The sequence below is a fragment of the Arthrobacter sp. zg-Y20 genome, from assembly GCF_030142075.1.
Taxonomy (GTDB): Bacteria; Actinomycetota; Actinomycetes; order Actinomycetales; family Micrococcaceae; genus Arthrobacter_B.
In genome coordinates this window covers 1298858-1319455 of the sequence record NZ_CP126241.1, presented here as the reverse complement: position 1 = coordinate 1319455, position 20598 = coordinate 1298858, and the positions used below count along the sequence as shown (strand labels likewise).

The 20598-nt window shown below is 66.6% G+C and carries 18 protein-coding genes; 5 read left to right on the top strand and 13 right to left on the bottom strand.

Features of this window, described 5'->3' with window-relative positions; all coding sequences use genetic code 11:
• Nucleotides 1-63 precede the first annotated feature (63 nt).
• The 6 genes from rpsO to truB form a co-directional block, all read right to left on the bottom strand.
• Nucleotides 64-333, bottom strand: a complete 270-nt coding sequence (gene rpsO, locus QNO06_RS06360; protein WP_227913993.1) for a 30S ribosomal protein S15 — start codon at nucleotides 331-333, stop codon at nucleotides 64-66.
• 146 nt (nucleotides 334-479) lie between these two features.
• On the bottom strand, nucleotides 480-1463 hold the full coding sequence (locus QNO06_RS06355) for a bifunctional riboflavin kinase/FAD synthetase (protein WP_227913992.1): 984 nt from the start codon (nucleotides 1461-1463) through the stop codon (nucleotides 480-482).
• 109 nt (nucleotides 1464-1572) lie between these two features.
• On the bottom strand, nucleotides 1573-2262 hold the full coding sequence (locus tag QNO06_RS06350; protein ID WP_227913991.1) for a DUF4345 domain-containing protein: 690 nt from the start codon (nucleotides 2260-2262) through the stop codon (nucleotides 1573-1575).
• A gap of 85 nt (nucleotides 2263-2347) precedes the next feature.
• The gene (locus tag QNO06_RS06345; RefSeq protein WP_227913990.1) at nucleotides 2348-2797 is read right to left on the bottom strand and encodes a hypothetical protein; all 450 of its coding nucleotides are present in this window, start codon (nucleotides 2795-2797) and stop codon (nucleotides 2348-2350) included.
• Nucleotides 2794-3168: a hypothetical protein gene (locus tag QNO06_RS06340; protein WP_227913989.1), complete on the bottom strand. Its 375-nt coding sequence runs from the start codon at nucleotides 3166-3168 to the stop codon at nucleotides 2794-2796. Before QNO06_RS06340 ends, QNO06_RS06345 begins: the two co-directional genes overlap by 4 nt.
• Entirely contained in the window at nucleotides 3169-4086 is a 918-nt protein-coding gene (gene truB / locus QNO06_RS06335; protein ID WP_231700865.1) for a tRNA pseudouridine(55) synthase TruB, read from the bottom strand. It abuts the gene before it with no gap.
• A gap of 66 nt (nucleotides 4087-4152) precedes the next feature.
• Between truB and QNO06_RS06330 the strand changes: the two genes are divergently transcribed.
• From QNO06_RS06330 to QNO06_RS06320, 3 genes are all read left to right on the top strand, one after another.
• Nucleotides 4153-5316, top strand: a complete 1164-nt coding sequence (locus QNO06_RS06330) for a pyridoxal phosphate-dependent aminotransferase (RefSeq protein ID WP_227913987.1) — start codon at nucleotides 4153-4155, stop codon at nucleotides 5314-5316.
• Between the two features lie 184 nt (nucleotides 5317-5500).
• Nucleotides 5501-8542: a beta-glucosidase gene (locus QNO06_RS06325; RefSeq protein ID WP_227913986.1), complete on the top strand. Its 3042-nt coding sequence runs from the start codon at nucleotides 5501-5503 to the stop codon at nucleotides 8540-8542.
• Between the two features lie 125 nt (nucleotides 8543-8667).
• Nucleotides 8668-9921, top strand: a complete 1254-nt coding sequence (locus tag QNO06_RS06320) for a ScyD/ScyE family protein (RefSeq protein ID WP_227913985.1) — start codon at nucleotides 8668-8670, stop codon at nucleotides 9919-9921.
• A gap of 104 nt (nucleotides 9922-10025) precedes the next feature.
• Here the strand turns inward: QNO06_RS06320 and rbfA are convergent, their stop codons facing one another.
• The 5 genes from rbfA to rimP all read right to left on the bottom strand — a co-directional run bounded on the left by rbfA (nucleotide 10026) and on the right by rimP (nucleotide 15660).
• Nucleotides 10026-10508 (bottom strand): 30S ribosome-binding factor RbfA, encoded by a 483-nt coding sequence (gene rbfA, locus QNO06_RS06315; RefSeq protein ID WP_227913984.1) that lies wholly within the window; start codon nucleotides 10506-10508, stop codon nucleotides 10026-10028.
• An 81-nt stretch (nucleotides 10509-10589) separates the two neighbouring features.
• The gene (gene infB / locus QNO06_RS06310) at nucleotides 10590-13484 is read right to left on the bottom strand and encodes a translation initiation factor IF-2 (protein ID WP_227913983.1); all 2895 of its coding nucleotides are present in this window, start codon (nucleotides 13482-13484) and stop codon (nucleotides 10590-10592) included.
• Nucleotides 13485-13616: 132 nt separating this feature from the next.
• A complete protein-coding gene (locus QNO06_RS06305) occupies nucleotides 13617-14012 on the bottom strand; it encodes a YlxR family protein (RefSeq protein ID WP_227913982.1) in 396 nt (131 codons plus the stop codon).
• 49 nt (nucleotides 14013-14061) lie between these two features.
• The gene (gene nusA / locus QNO06_RS06300; RefSeq protein WP_227913981.1) at nucleotides 14062-15033 is read right to left on the bottom strand and encodes a transcription termination factor NusA; all 972 of its coding nucleotides are present in this window, start codon (nucleotides 15031-15033) and stop codon (nucleotides 14062-14064) included.
• Entirely contained in the window at nucleotides 15034-15660 is a 627-nt protein-coding gene (rimP, locus tag QNO06_RS06295; protein ID WP_227913980.1) for a ribosome maturation factor RimP, read from the bottom strand.
• Nucleotides 15661-15765: 105 nt separating this feature from the next.
• Between rimP and QNO06_RS06290 the strand changes: the two genes are divergently transcribed.
• Nucleotides 15766-16923: a DUF4439 domain-containing protein gene (locus tag QNO06_RS06290; RefSeq protein WP_227913979.1), complete on the top strand. Its 1158-nt coding sequence runs from the start codon at nucleotides 15766-15768 to the stop codon at nucleotides 16921-16923.
• 33 nt (nucleotides 16924-16956) lie between these two features.
• A complete protein-coding gene (locus tag QNO06_RS06285; RefSeq protein ID WP_227913978.1) occupies nucleotides 16957-17946 on the top strand; it encodes an aminoglycoside phosphotransferase family protein in 990 nt (329 codons plus the stop codon).
• A 7-nt stretch (nucleotides 17947-17953) separates the two neighbouring features.
• On the opposite strand, the gene QNO06_RS06280 is transcribed toward QNO06_RS06285, so the two are convergent.
• Nucleotides 17954-18751: a sulfite exporter TauE/SafE family protein gene (locus QNO06_RS06280; RefSeq protein ID WP_227913977.1), complete on the bottom strand. Its 798-nt coding sequence runs from the start codon at nucleotides 18749-18751 to the stop codon at nucleotides 17954-17956.
• Nucleotides 18752-18756: 5 nt separating this feature from the next.
• The gene (locus tag QNO06_RS06275) at nucleotides 18757-20556 is read right to left on the bottom strand and encodes a proline--tRNA ligase (protein ID WP_227913976.1); all 1800 of its coding nucleotides are present in this window, start codon (nucleotides 20554-20556) and stop codon (nucleotides 18757-18759) included.
• Nucleotides 20557-20598 lie beyond the last annotated feature (42 nt).

Sequence of the window (20598 nt, the reverse complement as noted above, 5' to 3'; positions counted from 1 at the left end):
CATGCCTGCCTGCGCAAAAGGCGGCTCCCCGTGCTGATGCACAGGTGCCGCCTTTCACAAAGACTATCGACGCAGGCCGAGGCGCTCGATGAGCGCACGGTAGCGGGCGATGTCGGTCTCGCGCAGGTAGGTAAGCATACGACGACGGCGACCAACCAGGGCCATCAGGCCGCGGCGGGTGTGGTGGTCGTGCTTGTGGGTCTTCAGGTGCTCGGTCAGGTCGAGGATGCGGCGCGAAAGCACAGCAACCTGAACCTCGGGGGAACCGGTGTCCCCTTCAGCCCGAGCGAATTCCCGGATGATCTCCTGCTTGACGGCGGGATCGAGTGCCAATGTAACTCCTAGAGTTGTGCCGTGAGGCCCGAGTCAGCACTTCGCTGCCGGGAATCTTTCCGCTCCTTGGGATGACCCCTGGGGCTCACACCCCGGAACACAAAGAAATTCAGCCGCCACGGACCGCAGCCGAATTTGAATCCAGTTTACCTGCCCGCGGCGGTTTCTGTCGAAAGCACATTTCTGGTGCGTTCGACGTCGAGGCGCATCTGCTCCACCAGCGCTTCGGGCCCGGTGTAGGCGACCATGCCGCGCAGCCGCTCCACGAACTCCACCACCACGTGCTGGCCGTACAGGTTGAAATCGTGCACGTCCTCAGCCGGGCGGTCGATGACGTGCGCTTCAACCTGGCGGCTAACCCCCTCGAAGGTCGGATTGGACCCGACGGACACCGCGGCCGGCCAGCGGGCACCGGCCTCGTCCACGAGCCACCCGGCGTAAATACCGTCGGCTGGGATGAGGCCGGAAGCTTCCGGTGCCAGGTTGGCAGTGGGGAACCCGAGTTCGCGGCCGCGGGCGGCGCCGTGCACCACTTCCCCGCGCATCCGGTGGGTGCGGCCGAGAAGGCGGGCAGCTGTGCGGACATCGCCTTCCCGCAGCGCCTCACGAATCCAGGTAGAGGAACAGCGCCGCCCTGAGGCCGGACCGTCCGCCAGGGCACCGAAGTCGTCCACCGCTTCGACGTCGAACCCCAGTTCGGCACCGAGGGCGCGCATGGTCTCCAGGTCTCCGGCGTTGCCGCGGCCGAAGCGCACGTCGTGGCCGATGACCACGGTCTTGGCGTGCAGTGCGTCCACGAGGACGGTCCGGACAAATTCCTCGGCCGTCAGGGACGCGAGGTCCATGTCATAGTGCATCATCAGCAGCCCGTCCAGGCCGGTGTCAGCAAGCGCCTGGACCCGGTCCACGGTACCCATGATGAGTTCCGGGGCGCTTTCGGGACGGTGCACCTGGGCGGGGTGCGGGTCAAAGGAAATGGCTACCGCTGCCGCGTCCTGTTCCCGGGCCGCCTTGACCAAGCGGTTCAGCACATGCTGGTGGCCCAGATGCACGCCGTCGAAGTTGCCGATGGTGATTACTGTCGGACCAATGCCGGCCGGTATCTCCGCCAGGTCATTCCAGTAGTACACGCAGGCTCCTTAGCAGCATTTTTCCGTGCCGGACCTTTCGCTTTGTCCGGCGCACCGCCGTCGGCTTCCGCCGCACGGGGACCTATCCATTATGTCCGATCATCGCCGGTCACCGGGCACCGCCCGCAATACCGGGGTCCGCGGCGCCTCCGCCGGCCCCGCCCTGCTGGCTGTACTCCTGCCGCAGTTCACTGGTCTTGGCAATGAACCGGTGCCAGACCAGCAGCGCCGGCGGGAAGGCCAGCTCCACGATCATCAGCACAATAAAGGTGAAGTGCGGCGTGCCGGAAAAGGCCCAGGACACCACCCTGCCAATGCCGCCGAGGAAGACCATCAGGCAGACCAGCCACAGCATGTTCGCCCACTGGAACTTCACGGCTATGGCCACGAACGCGGCTCCAACGCCCACCATCATGGCGGAGAAGAAGCGGTACTGGCTCTCCAGGGTGGCGTTGACCTCTCCCCCGCTTCCGTCCGGCAGGCCGGCGGTGCCGGTGATGAGGTTGTACAGGCCGAAGCCGGCCACCAGGATGCCCACGCCAATCACCACGGCCCGGAAGACTGCCCAGTCATCGCTGGCCTTATACGCTTTGGGGGCCTTGCGCGGCTTCGGCGCCCCGGAGCCCTTTGACCCGCGGCGCGGCTTGGCACCGCTGCCCGGGACCGCCTGCTCCGGCACACGCCGCCCGTCGCCGGTTCCGGGGGCCTGCGCCCCTGCTGCCTGCGGCGGCCGGGTTCCGGGTATGTCGGATCCGGCGCGGCGGTTCCCCTCGCCCGGTGCTGGTGCGGTGTTGCTCATGGCTCCCCCTGATTGGGTTTGGAACAGTGTCTGTTCCTGCCATGGTCTCACGCACCTGACCGGATCAGGTAAGCATGCTGTCTTTCTACTTCCGTGCGTCTGCGCGGTGACGGTACAGCCACCACAGGCCCACCATGGGCAGCACCAGCGGAACGTAGCCGTAGCCGCTGCCGAAGCCGGACCACACAGTGTCATCGGGCAGTGCCGCGGGGTCCACAAGGCCGAAGATGCCCACGGCCAGCACGCCGACCATTTCCACGCCCACGGCCGCAACCGAGACCTTGTACGCGGTGGAACCGGACCGGGCCAGTCCCACGGTTGCCACTATGTAGACAACCGCAGCGAAGGCGGACAGCAGATACGCCAGCGGTGCGTGCTCGAACTTGGTGAGGATCTGGAACGCGGCACGCGCGGTCGCGGCCAGGGCGAAGATGGCGTACACGGCTACCAGCAGCCGCCCGGGGCCGGCATTGCGCGCAGCAGGGGCCGTATCTTTGGCCGCACCGTCGTTGCGGGGGCCCATGTTGCGTTTCATAGCAGGTTTACTCCATCCCAGATCTGTTCCATGCGGAACAGCATGACAAATACGGTGATGCCGACGGCGGAGAGCACAATGTTGCTCCAGCGGCTGCGGTCCATCAGCGACCACCAGACCGCTCCGATTGGAACAATCAGGGCGGTCAGCAGGTAGCCCCAGAATTCCCACGCTTCACCGGCAATGTGCTGCCCGGTGGCCAGGCGGACCAGTGACACCACGCCGTAGACCAGCAGGAAGAGTTCAACGGCGGCAGCGGAGAGGATCGTGAGGTCGTTCGGCCCGTGGCGCAGGGCGGCCGCGCCGATGCACAGCACCACCGACACCAGGCAGACCAGCGAGCCGACCAGGAAAAGAAGGTCCACGCCCATTTACGCTTTCTCGTTTCCGGGCGCGAAGACCAGCAGCGCCTTGGCCGCGGTGCCCTTGTCCTCGAGCAGGCCCACCACGTGGCCCTCGGGGTCCATGGCAGCCACCGGCCCCGGCTCCGGGTTACCAGTGGCGGTGATCCTGCGGCCGTGGGACAGGTCCTCCGCTTCGGCCGCGGAGAGGTTACGGACCGGGAAGAGCTGCGCGGCGGCGTCGTCCAACTCCAGGACGCGCAGGTCACCGGCCAGCTCCTCCAGAGTGGACGCGTCGTCGATGCCGAAGGGCCCCACGCAGGTGCGGCGCAGGGACGTCAGGTGCCCGCCCACGCCCAGCGCGGTACCGAGGTCGCGGGCCAGGGCGCGGATGTAGGTGCCGGAGGAGCAGTCCACGGTGACGTCGACGTCGCGCAGCTTGCCGCCGTTCTCCCGCCGTATGTCGTGGATTTCGAAGCGGGACACCGTTACGGGGCGGGCCGGCAGGTTCACTTCGCCGCCCGCGCGGACCTTGGCATAGGAGCGTTCCCCGTTGACCTTGATGGCGCTGACGCTGCTGGGGACCTGCTGGATGTCTCCGGTGAGGGCCTGCACGGCGGCACGGATTTCTTCATCGGTCACTGCGGCGGCAATCGTTTCGGCAGTGACCTCGCCCTCGGCGTCGTCCGTCAGGGTCGACTGGCCCAGCCGGATGGTGGCCTCGTACGTCTTGGTGGTACCCACAATGTAGGTCAGCAGGCGGGTGGCCTTGTTGATGCCGACCACCAGCACGCCTGTAGCCATGGGATCCAGGGTGCCCGCGTGCCCCACCTTCCGGGTGCCAGCCAGCCGCCGGAGGCGGCCGACCACGTCGTGGCTCGTCCATCCCTGCGGTTTGTCCACAATAATCAGTCCTGAACGGACCTGCCCTGAATTCACGCCTTTCAGTATATGGTGCGGCGCGGTGCCCGGCGGGCGCGCCGCGGGTCGGCCCGACGGCGATACGATGCGGATATGGCACAGCTCTCACCCCACGTCCGCGCCGTTCCCGCAAACCAGATCCGCGAAATCACCCAGGCCGCGTGGGCGAAACCCGATTCCATTGTCCTAAGCATCGGCGAACCCGGCTTCCCCACTCCGGCGCATATCCTCGACGCGGCGCGGTCCACACTGGACCGTGACGAAACGGGGTACACGCCAAACGCCGGCATCGCTCCCCTGCGGCAGGCTTTTGCCCGGCACGCCGAAGCGCTCAGCGGCACGCAGGTTTCCGCGGAACGCGTGTTTGTCACCTCGGGCGCCCAGCAGGGACTGCACCTGGCGATGAGTATGCTCCTGGACGCGGGGGATGAGATCCTCGTGCCGAATCCCGGCTACCCAACCTTCGCGATGACCGCTGAACTGCTGCACGCGGTTCCCGTGCAGTACCCGCTGTATCCCGAGCACAGCTTCCAGCCGCGGATCGAGGACCTTGAGGCGCTGCTGGGACCGCGGACCCGGGTGCTGCTGCTGAACTCGCCGTCCAATCCGCTGGGCGCGGTGTTCAGTCCCGAGTTGACCAAGCAACTGGTGGATCTTGCCCGGCGGCACGATCTGTGGATCATCTCCGACGAATGCTATGAGGCCTTCACCTTCGACGTTCCGCATGTCAGTCCGCTGGCGTTCGACGGCGACGCCGGGGAACGGGTGATCACCTCCCTCACGCTGTCCAAGACCTACGGCCTGACCGGGCTGCGGATCGGTGCGCTGGTGCTCCCGTCCGGCCTGGAACCAGTGCTGAGCACAGTGATGGAGTCCATTGTTTCCTGCGTGGCTTCACCCTCACAGTACGCGGCGCTGGCCGCGTTGACCGGACCGCAGGATTACGTATCCACCGCTGCCGCCCACTACCGGGCGAACCGGGATGCAGCCTGCGCGGTGCTGGACAGGAAGGGCATCGGGTATCTGGAAGCCCAAGGCGCCTTCTACCTGTGGGCCGATGTGTCCTTCGCGGCCGGGGGCAGCGTGCGGGACTGGACCGTGCGGTTCCTGGCCGAACAGGGTGTGGCCGTGGCGCCGGGGACGGCTTTCGGTTCCATTGGCGAGGGCTGGATCCGGATCGCCCTGTGCGGGGACCGGGATGAGCTGCTCGAAGGGGTCGGCCGGCTGCCGGAGCCGCCGGCAGCAGGAACTACCTAGAACGCCGACGGCAGCTGGTTTTTATACTCGCACAGCGTCGAGCACGCACCGCGGTCAATACCCGCAGTCTCGGTTTACGTGCGTAGTCCGGCCCCCTAGTCTTTGAGCGCTCCACCCGGGGAACGCTTGCGGGTGCGTGTTGGGGCAGTCTCTCATCGGACCGAACCCTGCCGAGGAGTACTTTGTGAAAAAGTCACCCGCACTAATGACCCAGGCCCTGGCCGCGCGCTTGAGGCGGCATTCCTCCAGCGGCCATCGCCGCCCCGATCATACGCAGACCCTGAAAATCCTCGCTGTGGCCGTCTGCTCAGCTGCACTGGTGGTCCCTTCCGGAGCTGCCGGCGCCGCGAACGGACAGCAGGCCGCTGCAGGCAGCGGCCAGGCCAACGGAAACTACTGGGACGAGGACCAGTCCGCGACGGACCGGGCCAACGCCCTACTTTCCCAAATGTCGCTGGAAGAAAAAGTCGACATGCTGCACGGCGAGCTGAACAACGAATACGGGTTCTACAACGCGCCCATCGAACGGCTGGGCATTCCCGCCCTGACCATGACCGACGGCCGCACCGGCGTGCGGCAGGCCAACACCAACTTCAACAACGGCGAGTCCACCCTGCTGCCCTCCGCCATTTCCGTTGCGGCCTCATGGGACCGCAACGTCTCGGCGCGGCATTCACAGGTCGCCACGGACGAGACCTTCCGGAACGGCCTGAACATCCTGCTCTCACCGTCCATCAACATTGCCCGGGTTCCCCAGAACGGCCGGAATTTCGAGTCCTACGGCGAAGACCCGCTGCTGCAGGGCATCATGGGTTCAGCCTATTCCGAAACCACGCAGAACTACGGCGGGGTGATGTCGAACCAGCAGGACTGGGCTGTGTACACACAGGAGACGAACCGCCTGGAGGGCCTGAACAACGTCCTCAGCGAACGGGCGTTGCAGGAAATCTACACCCGGCCCTTCGCCATTGCCGTTGAAGGATCCCATCCCGGGTCCGTTATGTGCGGCTTCAACAAGGTCAACGGCGAATACTCCTGTGACAGCGACTACCTGCTCAACCAGATCCTCAAGACCCAGCTGGAGTTCGAGGGGTGGGTACTGACGGACTACGCTGCCGAAACCACCACACTGGGCATCAACAACGGACTGGACCAGCAGCAGCCGGGCAACTTCGACCCGGTGGCGGGTGAGGCCGGCACGTGCCTGTTCTGCCAGCCGCTGATCGATGCCGTCAACAACGGTGAGGTATCCATTGACCGGATCAACGATGCGGTGCTGCGCATCCTCCGGTCCATGTTTGGACTCGGCCTCTTCGACCGCAGCTACGAAGGACAACCGCTGCCGGTCGAAGCGCACAACGCGGAATCGGCAGACATTGCCGAAGAAGGCATGGTCCTGTTGAAGAATGACGACGAGCTTCTGCCACTGGACGCGGGGGCCCTGGATTCGATTGCCGTGGTCGGCACCGATGCGGACGTGGTGGTCCAGGGCGGAGGCAGCTCGCATATCGCCAACCCCACCGAAGAGACCTCCGCACTGGAAGGCATCCAAGACCGCCTTGCAGATACCGGTGCGGACGTGAACTTTGTCCCCGGCACCGATCCGGTCACCTCCACGGCATACCTGCCCGGCGCCCAGCCCATCCCGTCATCGTTCCTCACCCCAACGGGCGGGGCGGCGGGAACCGGACTGACCGCGCAGTACTTCCTGAACCAGGACTTCTCCGGCACACCGTACCTGGACCGGGTGGAGCCCTATGCCGGGTTGAACGCAGGCTTCTTTGTCTACACCAACTTCAACGCCTCCTCACCGCACTTCCCTACCCAGCCGCAGGAACTGGACACCAATATGTCGGCCCGCTGGACCGGCACGCTGACAGCGCCGGTGACCGGGACCTACGAGCTGCAGGTAGTCACCAACGGACGGACCACCCTCACCGTTGACGGCAACCAGGTCATCAATGAAACCGACTTCTTCACCCCCTCCGCAGAAGCCGAGAACCAGACCATCTCCGTACCGCTGGACTTCACCGCCGGCTCCACCCACACCGTGGAGTTGTCCTACGCCTTTGACACCGGCTCCCAGTGGAACGGCAACGGACCGCAGGTCAAGCTCGGTTGGGTTCCGCCGGCCGGTGTAGTCCTGCCGCAGGCGGAAGCCGCCGCCGAGCAGGCCGCGGCTGCCGATGCCGCCGTCGTTATGGTCCGTGACTTTTCGTCCGAGGCCGGCGACCTGCCGGATCTGGCGCTGCCGAATTACCAGGCAGACCTCATCCGTGCGGTGGGAGCCGCCAACCCCAACACCGTGGTCGTCATGACCACCGGCGGTGCCATGGAGGTAGTGGACTGGCAGGACGCGGTGGATGGGCTGGTCCAGGCCTGGTACCCCGGGCAGAACCAGGGCACCGCCATCGCGAGCCTGCTGTTCGGTGATACCAATCCCTCCGGCCGGCTGCCGATCACCATTCCGGTCAGTGACGAGCTGACGCCAACCGCCACCACGGCGCAGTTCCCCGGCAACGGACTGGACGCCGAGTTCACAGAGGGCATTTTCGAGGGCTACCGCGGTTACCAGGAGTTCGGCCTGCCCACGGCCTACCCGTTCGGGTACGGCCTGAGCTACACCGACTTCGACTATTCGGACCTGCGGATCACGTGTGGCGCGTTCAAGCCCGGCAAGGCCAAGGGCCTGACGGACCAGCTCTTCGGGGACGACACCAGCGTCTCCGAGGATGCAGCCATGGCGCAGGACGGCATCGCGGTTGACCCCGAGGTGTCCGCCCCGGAGGATGCCAAGGCGGGTCCGACCGCCGGGTCCGCCTCGACGGCCAGCCCGTCGCCGTCACCTACCGAGACGTCCACCCCAACGCCGAGCCCGACCAAGAGCCATGGCAGGGACCGGTGCAAGGGCAAGCCGCTGGAAGTTTCAGTGCGCCTGACCAATGTGGGCGAGCGGATCGGCAGCGAAGTGGTCCAGGCCTACGCGGGCCGGCTGCCGGCACCGGTAGCCACCGCCCAACGGTCGCTGGCCGGATGGGAGAAGGTAACCCTCGCCCCGGGGCAGAGCCAGCGGGTACGACTGCCCCTGGACATCCAGTCCTTCTCGTACTGGGACGAGAACACCGATCAGTGGGTGACGCCGGCCGGCAACGTGCCGGTGTACGTCGGATCGTCCGTTGAGGACACACCGCTGGCCACAGTCGTGCGGATCCACGAGCGCGACTGAGTCCGCACGGGCGGTACCCACCGCCCGCTGACCTTCCCGCAACCAGGGGGAAGGCTTGCTTGCGAACAGGCAGGCCTTCCCCCGTTGCCTCTTTTCCCAGCACCCTCGCCCCAAAGGAGACACTCGTGAAATCGTCATCATCAGCTGCCGCTGTCCTGGCAGCTGCCGCGCTGCTGGCCCTGGGCGCCTCGCCGGCCGCGGCCGGCGGCTACGGGCCCCGCCCGCCGCAGCCACCCGATCCGCCCGCCGCGGGCGAAGTCACCACCGTGGCAGAAAACCTGCTCTCGCCGCTCAGCTTCGCCGTGAGCCGCGGCGGAGCCATAGACGTAGCCCAGTCTTTTGCCGGGGTGCTTACCCGGATAGCTCCGGATGGCAGCACGAAAACCCTGGACGCCGTCGGAGGCGGCTACGGTTCCGCAGGTGTATCCCGCATCCACGGCCGGACCTACTACACCATGGGCATCGGCGCCGACACCGAAGACCCGGCGCAGAACATCAGCCTGCTGAAGTCGGTGGACCGGGACGGCAATGTGGAGACCCTTGCCAACATCGCCTCACACGAATACGCCGAAAACCCTGACGCCGTAAACACCTACGGCTTCGAAGGCCTGGATGCAGCCTGCGCGGCCCAGCTGCCCCCGGAGGTCCGCACAGCCCGCCCCGGCCGCACGGACTCGAACCCGTATGCCACGGTTCCCACCCGGGACGGCATAGTGGTTTCGGACTCAGGCATGAATGCCCTCGTGCTGGTGGACTGGGACGGGGACATCTCCACCCTGGCCGTGCTGCCGGCGATCCCCGTAACCATCACCGCACCCATGGCGGAGGCCAACGGGCTGCCGGAGTGCACTGTGGGACTCACCTACAACACGGAGCCGGTGCCCACCGATGTGGAGCGCGGCCCGGACGGGATGCTTTATGTCGCCTCCCTGCCCGGGGCGCCTGAGGGCTTCCCGACCGGGTCAGTGTTCCGGGTGGACCCCCGGTCCGGCGAAATGGAAGTGGTGGCCACCGGCTTCAGCGGAGCCACCGGACTCGCGGTTGCTCCGGACGGGGACATTTACGTGGCCGAGCTGTTCGCCAACCGCATTTCGGTCATCCCGGCCGGGAGCGATACGCCCGAACCATTCTACGAAGTGAACCAGCCCGGCGCCCTGGAACTGCGAGGCTCAACGCTCTATGCCTCAGTGGACGTACTTCCCCCCGGAGGCCCGCAGGAACCGGGTGAGCCACCCGCCGAGCCGCCCGTACCCGAGGCGCCTCCGGCCGGCCGGATCATCGGCGTCGAGGTGGTGCATGCCGGCTGCGGCGGCGCAGACGGTCACGGCGGAAACAGCGGCAGCGGGCTCCCATACAGCACACAGGACGAGGAGGACTAACTTTTGGCAGGCGGCCAACTCCCCTGACCGGCAACAAAAAGGAAGCGGCTCCCGGAGGGGAACCGCTTCCTTTTTGCGTCAGCGTCAGCTGCCGTTTTTGCTAGCTACTTTGCGTCCGAGTCGACCGGCGCATCGGAGTCCTCGAGATCGTCCTCGAAGTCTTCGTCGTCCTCGTCCTTGCGGTACGGGTCGGCGTCGCCGGCGTACGTGGCGCCTTCCTTGAGCGCAGCCAGTTCGGCGTCGCGCTCCTTGGCGGCCCGGATGAGCTCCTCGAGGTGGTTGGCATTGACCGGAATCTCGTCAGCCACAAATTCGAGCGTGGGCGTCAGCCGGACGGTGATGTTCTTACCCACCTCGGCGCGGAGGATGCCCCGTGCCGATTCCAATGCGGCCTTCGTGTCTGCCTGCTGTTCCTCGTCACCGAAAACGGTGTAGTACAGCGTGGCGTGCTGAAGATCGTTAGTGACGCGGGCATCGGTGATGGTGACGAAGCCCAGCCGCGGATCCTTGACCCGCCGTTCGAGCGCCTGGGCAACCACTACCTTGATGCGGTCAGCGAGTTTCGCAGCGCGTGCTGGATCTGCCATTACCTCTCCTTACCTAAGAACGTTGAAAAGCGCGGATCCGGAGCCGCCGGGAAACTTCCCGGCGGCTCCGGCCACGGACTGCTAGACGCGCGGCTTCTCGCGCATCTCGAAGGTCTCGATGATGTCGCCTTCACGCAGGTCGTTGAACGAGCCCAGGCCGATACCACATTCGAAGTCCGTGCGGACCTCGGTGGCGTCGTCCTTGAACCGCTTGAGCGAGTCAACAGTGAGGTTCTCACCGATGATCTTGCCGTCGCGGGTGACGCGGGCCTTGGCGTTGCGGCGGATGACGCCGGAGCGGACGATCGAGCCGGCGATGTTTCCGAACTTGGAGGAACGGAAGACTTCGCGTACCTCGGCGGTGCCGAGCTGGACTTCTTCGTACTCAGGCTTGAGCATGCCCTTGAGCGCAAGCTCAATGTCATCGATTGCTGCGTAGATGACGGAGTAGAAGCGCATGTCCACGCCTTCACGCTCTGCCAGGTCGGCAACGCGTTCAGCCGGCTTGACGTTGAAGCCGATGATGACGGCGTTGTCCACCGTCGCCAGGTTGACGTCGTTCTGCGTGATGGCACCAACGCCGCGGTGGATGACGCGCAGCTGCACGCCTTCGCCGACGTCGATCTTGAGCAGCGAGTCTTCCAGGGCTTCCACGGCACCGGAAACGTCACCCTTGAGGATGAGGTTAAGGGTGTCGACCTTGCCGTCGGCAACAGCCTGGTCGAAGTCCTCGAGGCTGATCCGCTTGCGGCGCTTGGCCAGGGCCGCGTTGCGGTCCGCAGCTTCACGCTTTTCAGCGATCTGGCGGGCGGTACGCTCGTCGTCGGTGACGAAGAACGTGTCACCGGCGCGGGGAACGTTGGACAGGCCGAGCACCTGGACCGGACGCGACGGTCCGGCTTCGGTGACGTTGTCGCCGTTCTCGTCGAACATGGCACGGACGCGGCCGTGGGCCGTTCCGGCCACGATCGTGTCGCCGACCTTCAGCGTTCCGGACTGGACCAGCACAGTTGCAACTGCACCGCGGCCCTTGTCCAGGTTGGCTTCGATCGCGATGCCGCGGGCATCCTTGTTCGGGTTGGCGCGCATGTCCAGGGCAGCGTCTGCGGTGAGCAGCACGGCCTCGAGCAGGGCGTCAATGTTGAGGTTCTGGCGGGCAGAGACCTCAATGAACATGGTGTCGCCACCGTACTCCTCGGGAACCAGACCGTATTCGGTCAGCTGGCCGCGGACCTTCTCCGGGTTGGCGCCTTCCTTATCGATCTTGTTCACCGCAACCACGATCGGCACTCCCGCTGCCTGTGCGTGGTTGAGTGCTTCCACCGTCTGCGGCATAACGCCGTCGTCGGCTGCAACAACCAGGACCGCAATATCGGTGACCTTGGCACCACGGGCACGCATGGCGGTGAACGCCTCGTGGCCCGGTGTATCGATGAAGGTGATGGCGCGCTCGGTGCCCTCGTGGTCGAAGTCGACCTGGTAGGCACCGATGTGCTGGGTGATGCCGCCGTGTTCGCCTTCAACAACGTTGGAGTTCCGGATGGCATCCAGCAGGCGGGTCTTACCGTGGTCAACGTGACCCATAACGGTGACTACCGGAGGACGTGCTTCCAGTTCGTCGTCGCCTTCGGCTTCCAGCTCGGCATCGAAGTCAATGTCGAACTGGCTGAGGAGCTCGCGCTCTTCATCCTCGGGGGACACAACCTCGATCCGGTAGCCCAGTTCCTCGCCCAGGATCCCGAAGGTTCCCTCATCGAGGGACTGCGTGGCCGTTGCCATTTCACCGAGGTGGAACAGCACGGTTACCAGTGCGGCCGGGTTTGCCTCAATCTTGTCGGCGAAGTCCGTGATGGACGCGCCGCGGCGCAGACGGACAACAGTGTTGCCGTCGCCGCGGGGTACCGAAACGCCGCCCAGCGACGGAGCTGACATCTGCTCCAGTTCCTGCCGCTTTGCCCGCTTCGACTTGCGCTGCTTGCCGCGGCCTGCGCCGCCCTTACCGAAGGCACCGGCAGTGCCGCCGCGTCCGCGGCCGCCCTTGCCGAAGCCGCCGCCAACAGGTGCGCCGCCGCCGGTTCCCGGGGCTCCGCCCGGTCCGCGGCGCGGTCCGCCTGCACCGGCACCGGGACGGCCCGGGGCTGCCGGACGCTCGGTGCGGTTGGGCATCATGCCCGGTGTGGGACGGGTTCCGCCGGCGCCTGCCGGACGGGGTGCACCCGGACGCGGGGCGCCCGGACGTGCTCCGCCTGCTGCGGGACGGGGTGCACCCGGACGCGGAGCGCCCGGACGGGGTCCGCCTGCACCGGCTGCGGGACGGGGGCCGCCGGCACCGGGGGCACTGGTCCGTTCGGCCTCGTCACGGCGTCCACCCGGACGCGGCATCCCCTGGGAGGTGGCAAACGGGTTGTTGCCCGGACGCGGTGCGCCCGTTCCCCGCTCGCCTTCACCGCGGCCACGCGGCCGGGGCATGCCCTGGGAGGTGGCGAAAGGATTATTGCCGGGGCGGGGGCCGCCGGCGCCGGGACGCGGAGCGCCCGGACGCGGTGCCGACGAAGCGGACGCGTTGTCGGCGTCTGCCTTGCCAGCCGCGGGGGTTTCGGCTGCCGGGGCGGCCGGAGCGGATTCGGCAGCTGCCGGGGCGGCCGGAGCTGCCTCAGCGGGGGCCGGAGCTGCGGGGGCGGCCGGAGCCGGAGCAGCAGGCTGTTCCGCTGCCGGGGCCGCAGGCGCGGCCGGCGCGGGCTTGCCGGGCTTGGGTGCTGCGGAGCGCGGGGCTGCAGGCTTGGAATCGGCGGCCGGTGCGGCTGCCTTGTTGTTGTCAGACGCCGGGAAGGCGCCTCGAAGCTTCTTTACTACCGGGGCCTCAATGGTCGAAGAGGCGGAACGGACGAATTCGCCCAGTTCCTGCAGTTTTGCAACTGCATCCTTTGAGGTAATGCCGAGCTCTTTTGCGAGCTCGTGTACGCGGACCTTGGCCACATTTCTCCTGTCTCGGTCCGCACCGAGCCAGGTACGAACCGTCTATTTGCTGCGGGCTTCCACTGCAGTTGCAGCAGGGCCCATCACAGAGCACAACAAAGCACTCATCGCTGGGTACTCATCGGGTTTCCATCAGATTTCTGACCCGCTTTCAGGTTGGACGGTTTTGAAGCCGTTCCCGGTCGGAACGTCCTCAAGGGCCTTGAACCAACGCTCCACGTCCGTTATTCCTACAGCGCCCCGGAAGGCCCGCGGGAAAGCGGAACGTTTCACTGCCAATCTCAGGCATGCCGGCTCCGGGTGCAACCAAGCACCCCTGCCGGACATTCGGCGGTCCTGGTCCACACGGACGGCGTTGACGCCTTCCATGCTGACCCGTACCAGCCGAAGCAGCACAGCCTGGTCATCCTTCTTCCTGCACCCTATGCATGTCCGCTGCGGAACGTGCGTACGGTCCCCGGTTTCCCTGGCAGCGCCGGAAGCGGCTGCAGGTGAACGGGAGGCGGAGGGTGACCCGGCCTTATACATTCTAGCGCCTTTCTTAACCGGCGCTGCATCCGCTCCCGGCACGGACGGCCTAGGAGGCCTTCGCGTCGGAAACGATGTCGATCCGCCAGCCTGTCAGCTTGGCGGCAAGGCGGGCGTTCTGCCCTTCCTTGCCGATAGCCAGCGATAGCTGGTAGTCGGGTACGACCACACGTGCCGAGCGCATGTCTTCGTCCGTGATGGTCACGGAGTTGACGCGCGACGGCGACAGTGAGTTGGCGATGAACGTTGCCGGGTCCTCGCTGAAGTCGACAATGTCGATCTTCTCGTCGTGCAGCTCGTTCATGACCGCACGCACGCGCGAACCCATTTCACCGATGCAGGCACCCTTGGCGTTGATGCCCGGGACGTTGGCCTTGACCGCGATCTTGGTGCGGTGCCCGGCTTCGCGTGCCAGTGCCACGATTTCCACGCTGCCGTCCGCGATTTCCGGAACTTCCAATTCGAAGAGCTTCCGGACCAGGCCCGGGTGGGAACGCGAGAGCGTGATGGACGGGCCCTTGAAGCCGCGGCGCACATCAACCACGAAGGCGCGCAGGCGTGAACCGTGCAGGTACTTCTCGCCGGGGACCTGCTCGGGCGGCGGCAGCAGTGCCTCCACCGATCCGAGGTTCACCTGGATCATGTGCGGGTTGTTGCCCTGCTGGATCTGGCCGGAGACCAGTTCACCTTCGCGGCCCTTGAATTCGCCGAGGATGTTGTCATCCTCGACGTCGCGCAGCCGCTGCAGGATGATCTGCCGGGCGGTGCTGGCGGCAATGCGGCCGAAGCCTGCAGGCGTGTCGTCGAACTCCCCCACCTCGGCGCCGTCGTCGTCCAGTTCCTTGGCCCAGATGGTGACGTGGCCGGTTTTCCGGTCCAGTTCCGCCCGGGCCGAATCCTGTGCACCGTTGGTCTTGTGGTAGGCAACCAGCAGAGCCTGCTCGATGGTCGGAACAAGCAGATCCAGGGGGATCTCCCGTTCGCGTTCCAGCAGCCTCAGCGCACTCATATCAATATCCATCTAGGCCTCCTCAGCTGTGGTTTCATCATCCGGGGCGTCCTCGCCGGCCGGGTCGTCTTCAAGGTGGGCGAATTCAACTTCAACGCGGCCCTTGCGGATGTTGGCGAAAGGCAGATGGAGCGGGTCCCCCTGCTTGGCTTTCATCCCTTTCTTGACCGGGAGTTCCGGTATCAACGTAATGCCGTCATCATCGACGGAAACAATGCGGCCCATGACGTCGTCGCCGTTCACTACGGAAACCGACACCATCCGGGCCACGTTGCGGCGCCAGTGGCGCGGTTCAGTCAGGGGACGGGAGACACCCGGGGAGGAAACCTCCAGGTTGTAAGGCCTGCCGTCGTCGTGGGGATCATTGTCCATGGCCTCGGATATTGCCTGTGCGGCAGCCGAGATCCGGTCCAGGCTGACTCCGCCGACCTGGGTCTCGGGAAGGTCCACGACCACGTGGACCGTGCGGTGGGCGCCGGCCATTTTGATCTCGATGTCTTCGAGGAAGAGGTCCTGCATCTCTACCGTGGGGGCCAGGTATTGCTTGAGCCGCTGCGTCTCCGCGGCTACTTCTGCACGCATCGCGTTCTTGCGGTAATCCGATGACGTGTCTTTTTTGGGGTTGGGCCGAACCGCCATAGCTGCCTCCCACTAGATGTTGTTGTAGTACCTAGACTACCGACTTTCCGCGGGCCTTGAGGCATCGATGCAGATGGGAGCGCCTTCGTGACATGATCGACTGTTGTGGATACCCCTTTGCAGAAGGCCGGAACCGAGCTCCCGCGCGCCCGCACCCGCGGCCGCCGGAGGGCCGCAGCGCGGCGGGTTGTGTTGTTCCTCGCACTGGGTTCGGTGGTGCTCAGCTTCGGCCTGATAGCCGGGAAAGGCGACGCCGCCGATCACACCCGGTCCTTCTCGCAGATTGCCTCCGCCCAGGCCCGCAGCGAAGCACGCGCCCTCGCGGCCGAGGCACAGGCCTTGGCCGGCGGGGCGCCGGACGGTACCGCTGCCGAATTCCAGCTCCACGCCGAGGGACTGCGCACGCAGGCCGCGTTGCTGGCGGGCACGGGACGGGAACCGGCAGCGGCGCCCACGCGGCACAGTTACGTGGAAACCCTCTCCACGTCCCGGCCGGAAGCCGGGCCGGGCGGGGAACCCGGGTCGGACACCGAACGGCAGCAGCGGAACACTGAACGCTATCTTCAGGCGCTGTGGGATTCAGCCGAGGCGAACCTGCATGCGGCTTGGCGGGCCGATGCAGGCACTGCCCGCCTCCTGGCCGCCACCGGCAGCGCGCAGCAGATCTGGGCCCTGCGGCTCGCTGACCTGTCCGGCGTCGAACTGCCCGCCGGGCCCGATGCAGCAGGCACGGACGCCGCCGGCACCGGCGGCTCCGCCCACTGCCCCGGCGGCAAGACCGGGGACCGCCCCGAAACGGCAGCGGCGACAGCCGCGCCCGGGGACCGCCCCGATGCGGCCGCTGCCCTCAAGACAGTCATTGATGCCGAACTGGGCACGGCCTATGCCTATGAGGTGGCCCTGGCCCAAGCCGAGCCGTCGCCGGAAATGGCCGGGGCGTGGCGCAAGCAGGTGACCGGCCACAAGGCAACCGGCACGGACGCGGTGGCGCATCTGTCCGACCTCTGCCTCCCGGCCGTGGCACCGGTGGCGGCATACCGGCTGGATCCGGATTTCCTCCGGGACCCCGCGGCGTCGCTGCCCGCTATGGAAGAGCAGTTCCCCGCCGTCTACGCTGACCTGGTGGCGCTGTCCGACGGCAACCTGCGCGGCTGGGCCATCGAGCGCCTGACCGCCGTCTCCACGGAGCGCTACCGCACGGCGGACACTGTCCCGGCGGCTCCGGGGCTGGACGCCGTTCCGGACGACCTCCCGTGGAACTGAGTCCCCCTGTCCCCCACTGCATCGGAGGTCCCCATGGCACCCGCCGTCGTTGTTCCTGACGGGCTGCGCCGCCGCTACCTCGGCAGCCGGGACGGGCGCAGCTGGCTGGAAGGCCTGCCGGCCCTGGCAGAGCGCAGCATGGCCGGTTTCGGCGCAACAGCGCATTTAAGCGCCGCGGGCCAGCCGTGGCACGGCCACGGCGCCATGGTCCTCCCCGTACGCCTGGCGGACGGGACGCCGGCCGTGCTGAAGTTCCCTTTTCCGCATCCGGAAGCCGCCGCTGAGGCCGCTGCCCTGGAACTGTGGGACGGGCAGGGTGCGGTACGCCTGCTAAACCGTGACGCTGCCGGAACATGCCTCGTCCTTGAACGCCTGGATCCGGACAATTCCCTGCTGGACGTGCAGATGGCCGACGCCGTGCGGATCTGGGGCTCGCTGGTCCGCCGGCTGTCCCGGCCCGCGTCTGATGCTCCTCAGTGGGCGGCCGTCCCCGCCCTTGCCGAGCATGCCGAACAGCTGTCCGATGAGCTCCCCGCGGAGTGGGAGGCGCTGGGCCGGCCGTTTGAACGCTGGCTGCTCGAGGCCGCCCTGCAGGTATGCCAGACCCGTGGCGCTGTGGGCAGGCGTTCCTCCCGCGACGTTCTGGTGCACGGGGACCTGCACTACGCCAACGTGCTGGCCCGCCCGGGAAAGCCGGGCGAATACGCCGCCATTGATCCGCAGGCTGTTTTCGGCGAGCCGGAGTATGCCGTGGCGCCCATGCTGTGGAACAGGCTGCAGGACCTGGACGCGCAGGCGCCAGAAACGGCGCTGCTGGCCCGTCTGGACGCGCTCTGCAGTGCCGCCGGGCTGGACCGCAGTGCCGCCCTGGACTGGAGTGTCCTGCGCGAGGTCGCCAATGCCGTGGACTATGTGCGGCTGGGCCGGCACGGGGATGCACAGCGTTCCATGTGGGTGGCCTCCGCCCTGACCGGCCGGCGCCATCCGGGGGTCCCGCCCGTGAGCGAGCTGCCGGCAGCCTAGGCCCGCCCTAGCCGCGGATGTTCTCCACCCAGACGTCGTGGCCGAGTTTGACGATCAGTGCAGCCACCACCACCAGGAACACAATCCGGATGAACTTGCTGCCCTGCTTTACCGCCATGCGCGCGCCCAGGTATCCGCCCACCATGTTGGCGAAACCGAGCACCAGGCCCAGCCCCCAGAGCAGGGACCCGTGCGGCAGGAAGAAGGCCAGGGCGCCGAGGTTGGTGGCCATGTTCACGATCTTGGCCTTGGCGCTGGCGGCGAGGAAGTTGTAGCCGAGCATGGTCACCATGGCGATGATCAGGAACGAGCCGGTACCCGGACCGATCAGTCCGTCATAGAAGCCAATGACCAGGCCAATGCCTACGGCGGTGCCGTAATGCCGGCGTCCGGTGTGGCGGAGTTTCGTCAGCTCCCCCACCGTTGGCTTCGTCGCCGTGAAGACGGCTACGGCGACCAGCGCCGCCACAATCACGGGTTTGAAGACCGAGGACGGGAGCGACGCCGCCAGCACGGCCCCGCCGAAACTTCCGGCCAGCGCCACGCCGGCCATGGGCAGGGCTGTCCGCAGGTCCGGATGGGCCCGCCGGTAATACGTGATGGCACTGGTGGTGGTGCCGAAGATCGACCCCAACTTGTTGGTTGCCAGGGCCTGAACCGGTGAAATACCGGGCACGAGGAGCATCGCAGGAAGCTGGATCAGTCCACCGCCGCCCACAACGGCATCAACCCAGCCAGCGGCCAGGCCCGCCACCACCACTAGGGCGATGGTGGCAAACGTGACCTCCTCGAGACCGGAGACCACGCCGGCTAGAGGGCGGCTGCGCGGCGCACGTACTCCACCGCTTCGGCTACCGGAACGTTTTCTGCCGTACCGGTGGCGCGGTCCTTGATTTCCACTACGCCGTCGGCCAGGCCGCGGCCTACCACCAGGATGGTGGGAACACCGATCAGTTCGGCGTCACCGAACTTCACGCCCGGGGACACCTTGGGCCGGTCGTCGTAGATGACTTCCAGACCGGCTGCTTCGAGTTCTTCGGAGAGCTTCGCAGCGGCGTCGAAGATTTCCTCGCCGCGGCCGGTGGCCACCACATGCACGTCGGCCGGGGCCACGGCCCGGGGCCAGATGATTCCCTTGTCGTCGTGGTGGGATTCAGCGAGGGCGGCGACCGCGCGGGTCACGCCTACTCCGTAGGAGCCCATGGTCACGGTGGCCAGCTTGCCGTTGCGGTCCAGGACCTTCAGGCCCAGGGCATCGGCGTATTTGCGGCCGAGCTGGAAGATGTGGCCCATTTCGATGCCGCGTGCGGCCTCCAGGGGGCCGGAACCGTCCGGCGCTTCGTCACCTTCGCGGACCTCGACGGCTTCGATGGTGCCGTCCCAGGTGAAGTCACGGCCGGCAATGAGGCCGAGGACGTGTTTGCCGGGCTCGTTGGCTCCGGTGATCCAGCTGGTGCCAGTGACCACGCGGGGATCCACGAGGTAGAGCAGGCCGGTGGCGGATTCCTCACCCAGCACGGGTTCTTCCACGGACAGTCCCGGGCCGATGTAGCCCTTGACCAGGCCGGGGTGCTTCTTGAGGTCCTCGTCCGTAGCGGCGTCGACGGCAAGTTCGCCGCCCATTCCCACGTGGGAGCTGATGTTGGCTTCGATGCGCTTGAGGTCGACGGCGCGGTCTCCCGGCACGCCGACGACGACGATGCGGCGTTCGCCGGTGGGCAGGGTGACGGCCAGGACCACGTTCTTCAGGGTGTCCGCAGCAGTCCATTCGCCCGTTTCACGCGGGAAGCGGGCGTTGACGTCAGTCACCAGGGTGTCGATGGTGGGCGTGTCGGGGGTGTCCACCACGCGGGCTGCGGGAGCTCCGGTGTAGTCGATCTCTGCCGGGACAACGGTGGTGACGGCTTCGACGTTGGCCGCGTAGCCGCCGGCGGAACGCACGTAGGTGTCTTCACCGACCGCCATCGGGTGCAGGAATTCTTCGCTCTTGGACCCACCCATGGCGCCGGATACAGCCGAAACGACGACGATTTCCAGGCCCAGGCGCTCGAAGATGCGCAGGTACGCCTCACGGTGCGCCTGGTAGCTGGCGTCCAGTCCTTCGTCGTCCATGTCGAAGGAGTAGGAGTCCTTCATGATGAATTCGCGGCCGCGGAGCAGGCCGGCGCGCGGCCGTGCCTCGTCGCGGTACTTGGTCTGGATCTGGAACAGGGACACGGGGAGGTCCTTGTAGGAGTTGTACAGATCCTTGACCAGGAGGGTGAACATTTCCTCGTGGGTGGGGGCCAGCAGGTAATCCGCCCCCTTGCGGTCCTGCAGCCGGAACAGGTTCTCGCCGTATTCGGTCCAGCGGTTGGAGGTCTCGTACGGCTCACGCGGCAGCAGCGCCGGGAAGTGGACTTCCTGGGCGCCGATGGCAGCCATTTCCTCGCGGATGATGGTCTCGACCTTGCCCAGCACCCGCAGTCCAAGCGGCAGCCAGGAGTAGATGCCCGGAGCGGCGCGGCGGATGTAGCCCGCGCGGACCAGGAGCCGGTGGCTGGCGACGTCGGCGTCGGCCGGGTCTTCGCGCAGGGTGCGCAGGAAAAGGGTGGAGAGTCGAAGGACCACGCTGGGAATCCGTTTCTGCAGCCGCAGGGCTGCATTCAAGCT

Coding starts and splice junctions, on each gene's coding strand:
- QNO06_RS06305 (WP_227913982.1), bottom strand. CDS start 14,012: ATGTATAAGGCCGGGTCACCCTCCGCCTCCCGTTCACCTGCAGCCGCT.
- QNO06_RS06285 (WP_227913978.1), top strand. CDS start 16,957: ATGGCACCCGCCGTCGTTGTTCCTGACGGGCTGCGCCGCCGCTACCTC.
- rbfA (WP_227913984.1), bottom strand. CDS start 10,508: ATGGCAGATCCAGCACGCGCTGCGAAACTCGCTGACCGCATCAAGGTA.
- QNO06_RS06345 (WP_227913990.1), bottom strand. CDS start 2,797: ATGAAACGCAACATGGGCCCCCGCAACGACGGTGCGGCCAAAGATACG.
- rimP (WP_227913980.1), bottom strand. CDS start 15,660: ATGGCGGTTCGGCCCAACCCCAAAAAAGACACGTCATCGGATTACCGC.
- QNO06_RS06350 (WP_227913991.1), bottom strand. CDS start 2,262: ATGAGCAACACCGCACCAGCACCGGGCGAGGGGAACCGCCGCGCCGGA.
- QNO06_RS06340 (WP_227913989.1), bottom strand. CDS start 3,168: ATGGGCGTGGACCTTCTTTTCCTGGTCGGCTCGCTGGTCTGCCTGGTG.
- nusA (WP_227913981.1), bottom strand. CDS start 15,033: ATGGATATTGATATGAGTGCGCTGAGGCTGCTGGAACGCGAACGGGAG.
- QNO06_RS06330 (WP_227913987.1), top strand. CDS start 4,153: ATGGCACAGCTCTCACCCCACGTCCGCGCCGTTCCCGCAAACCAGATC.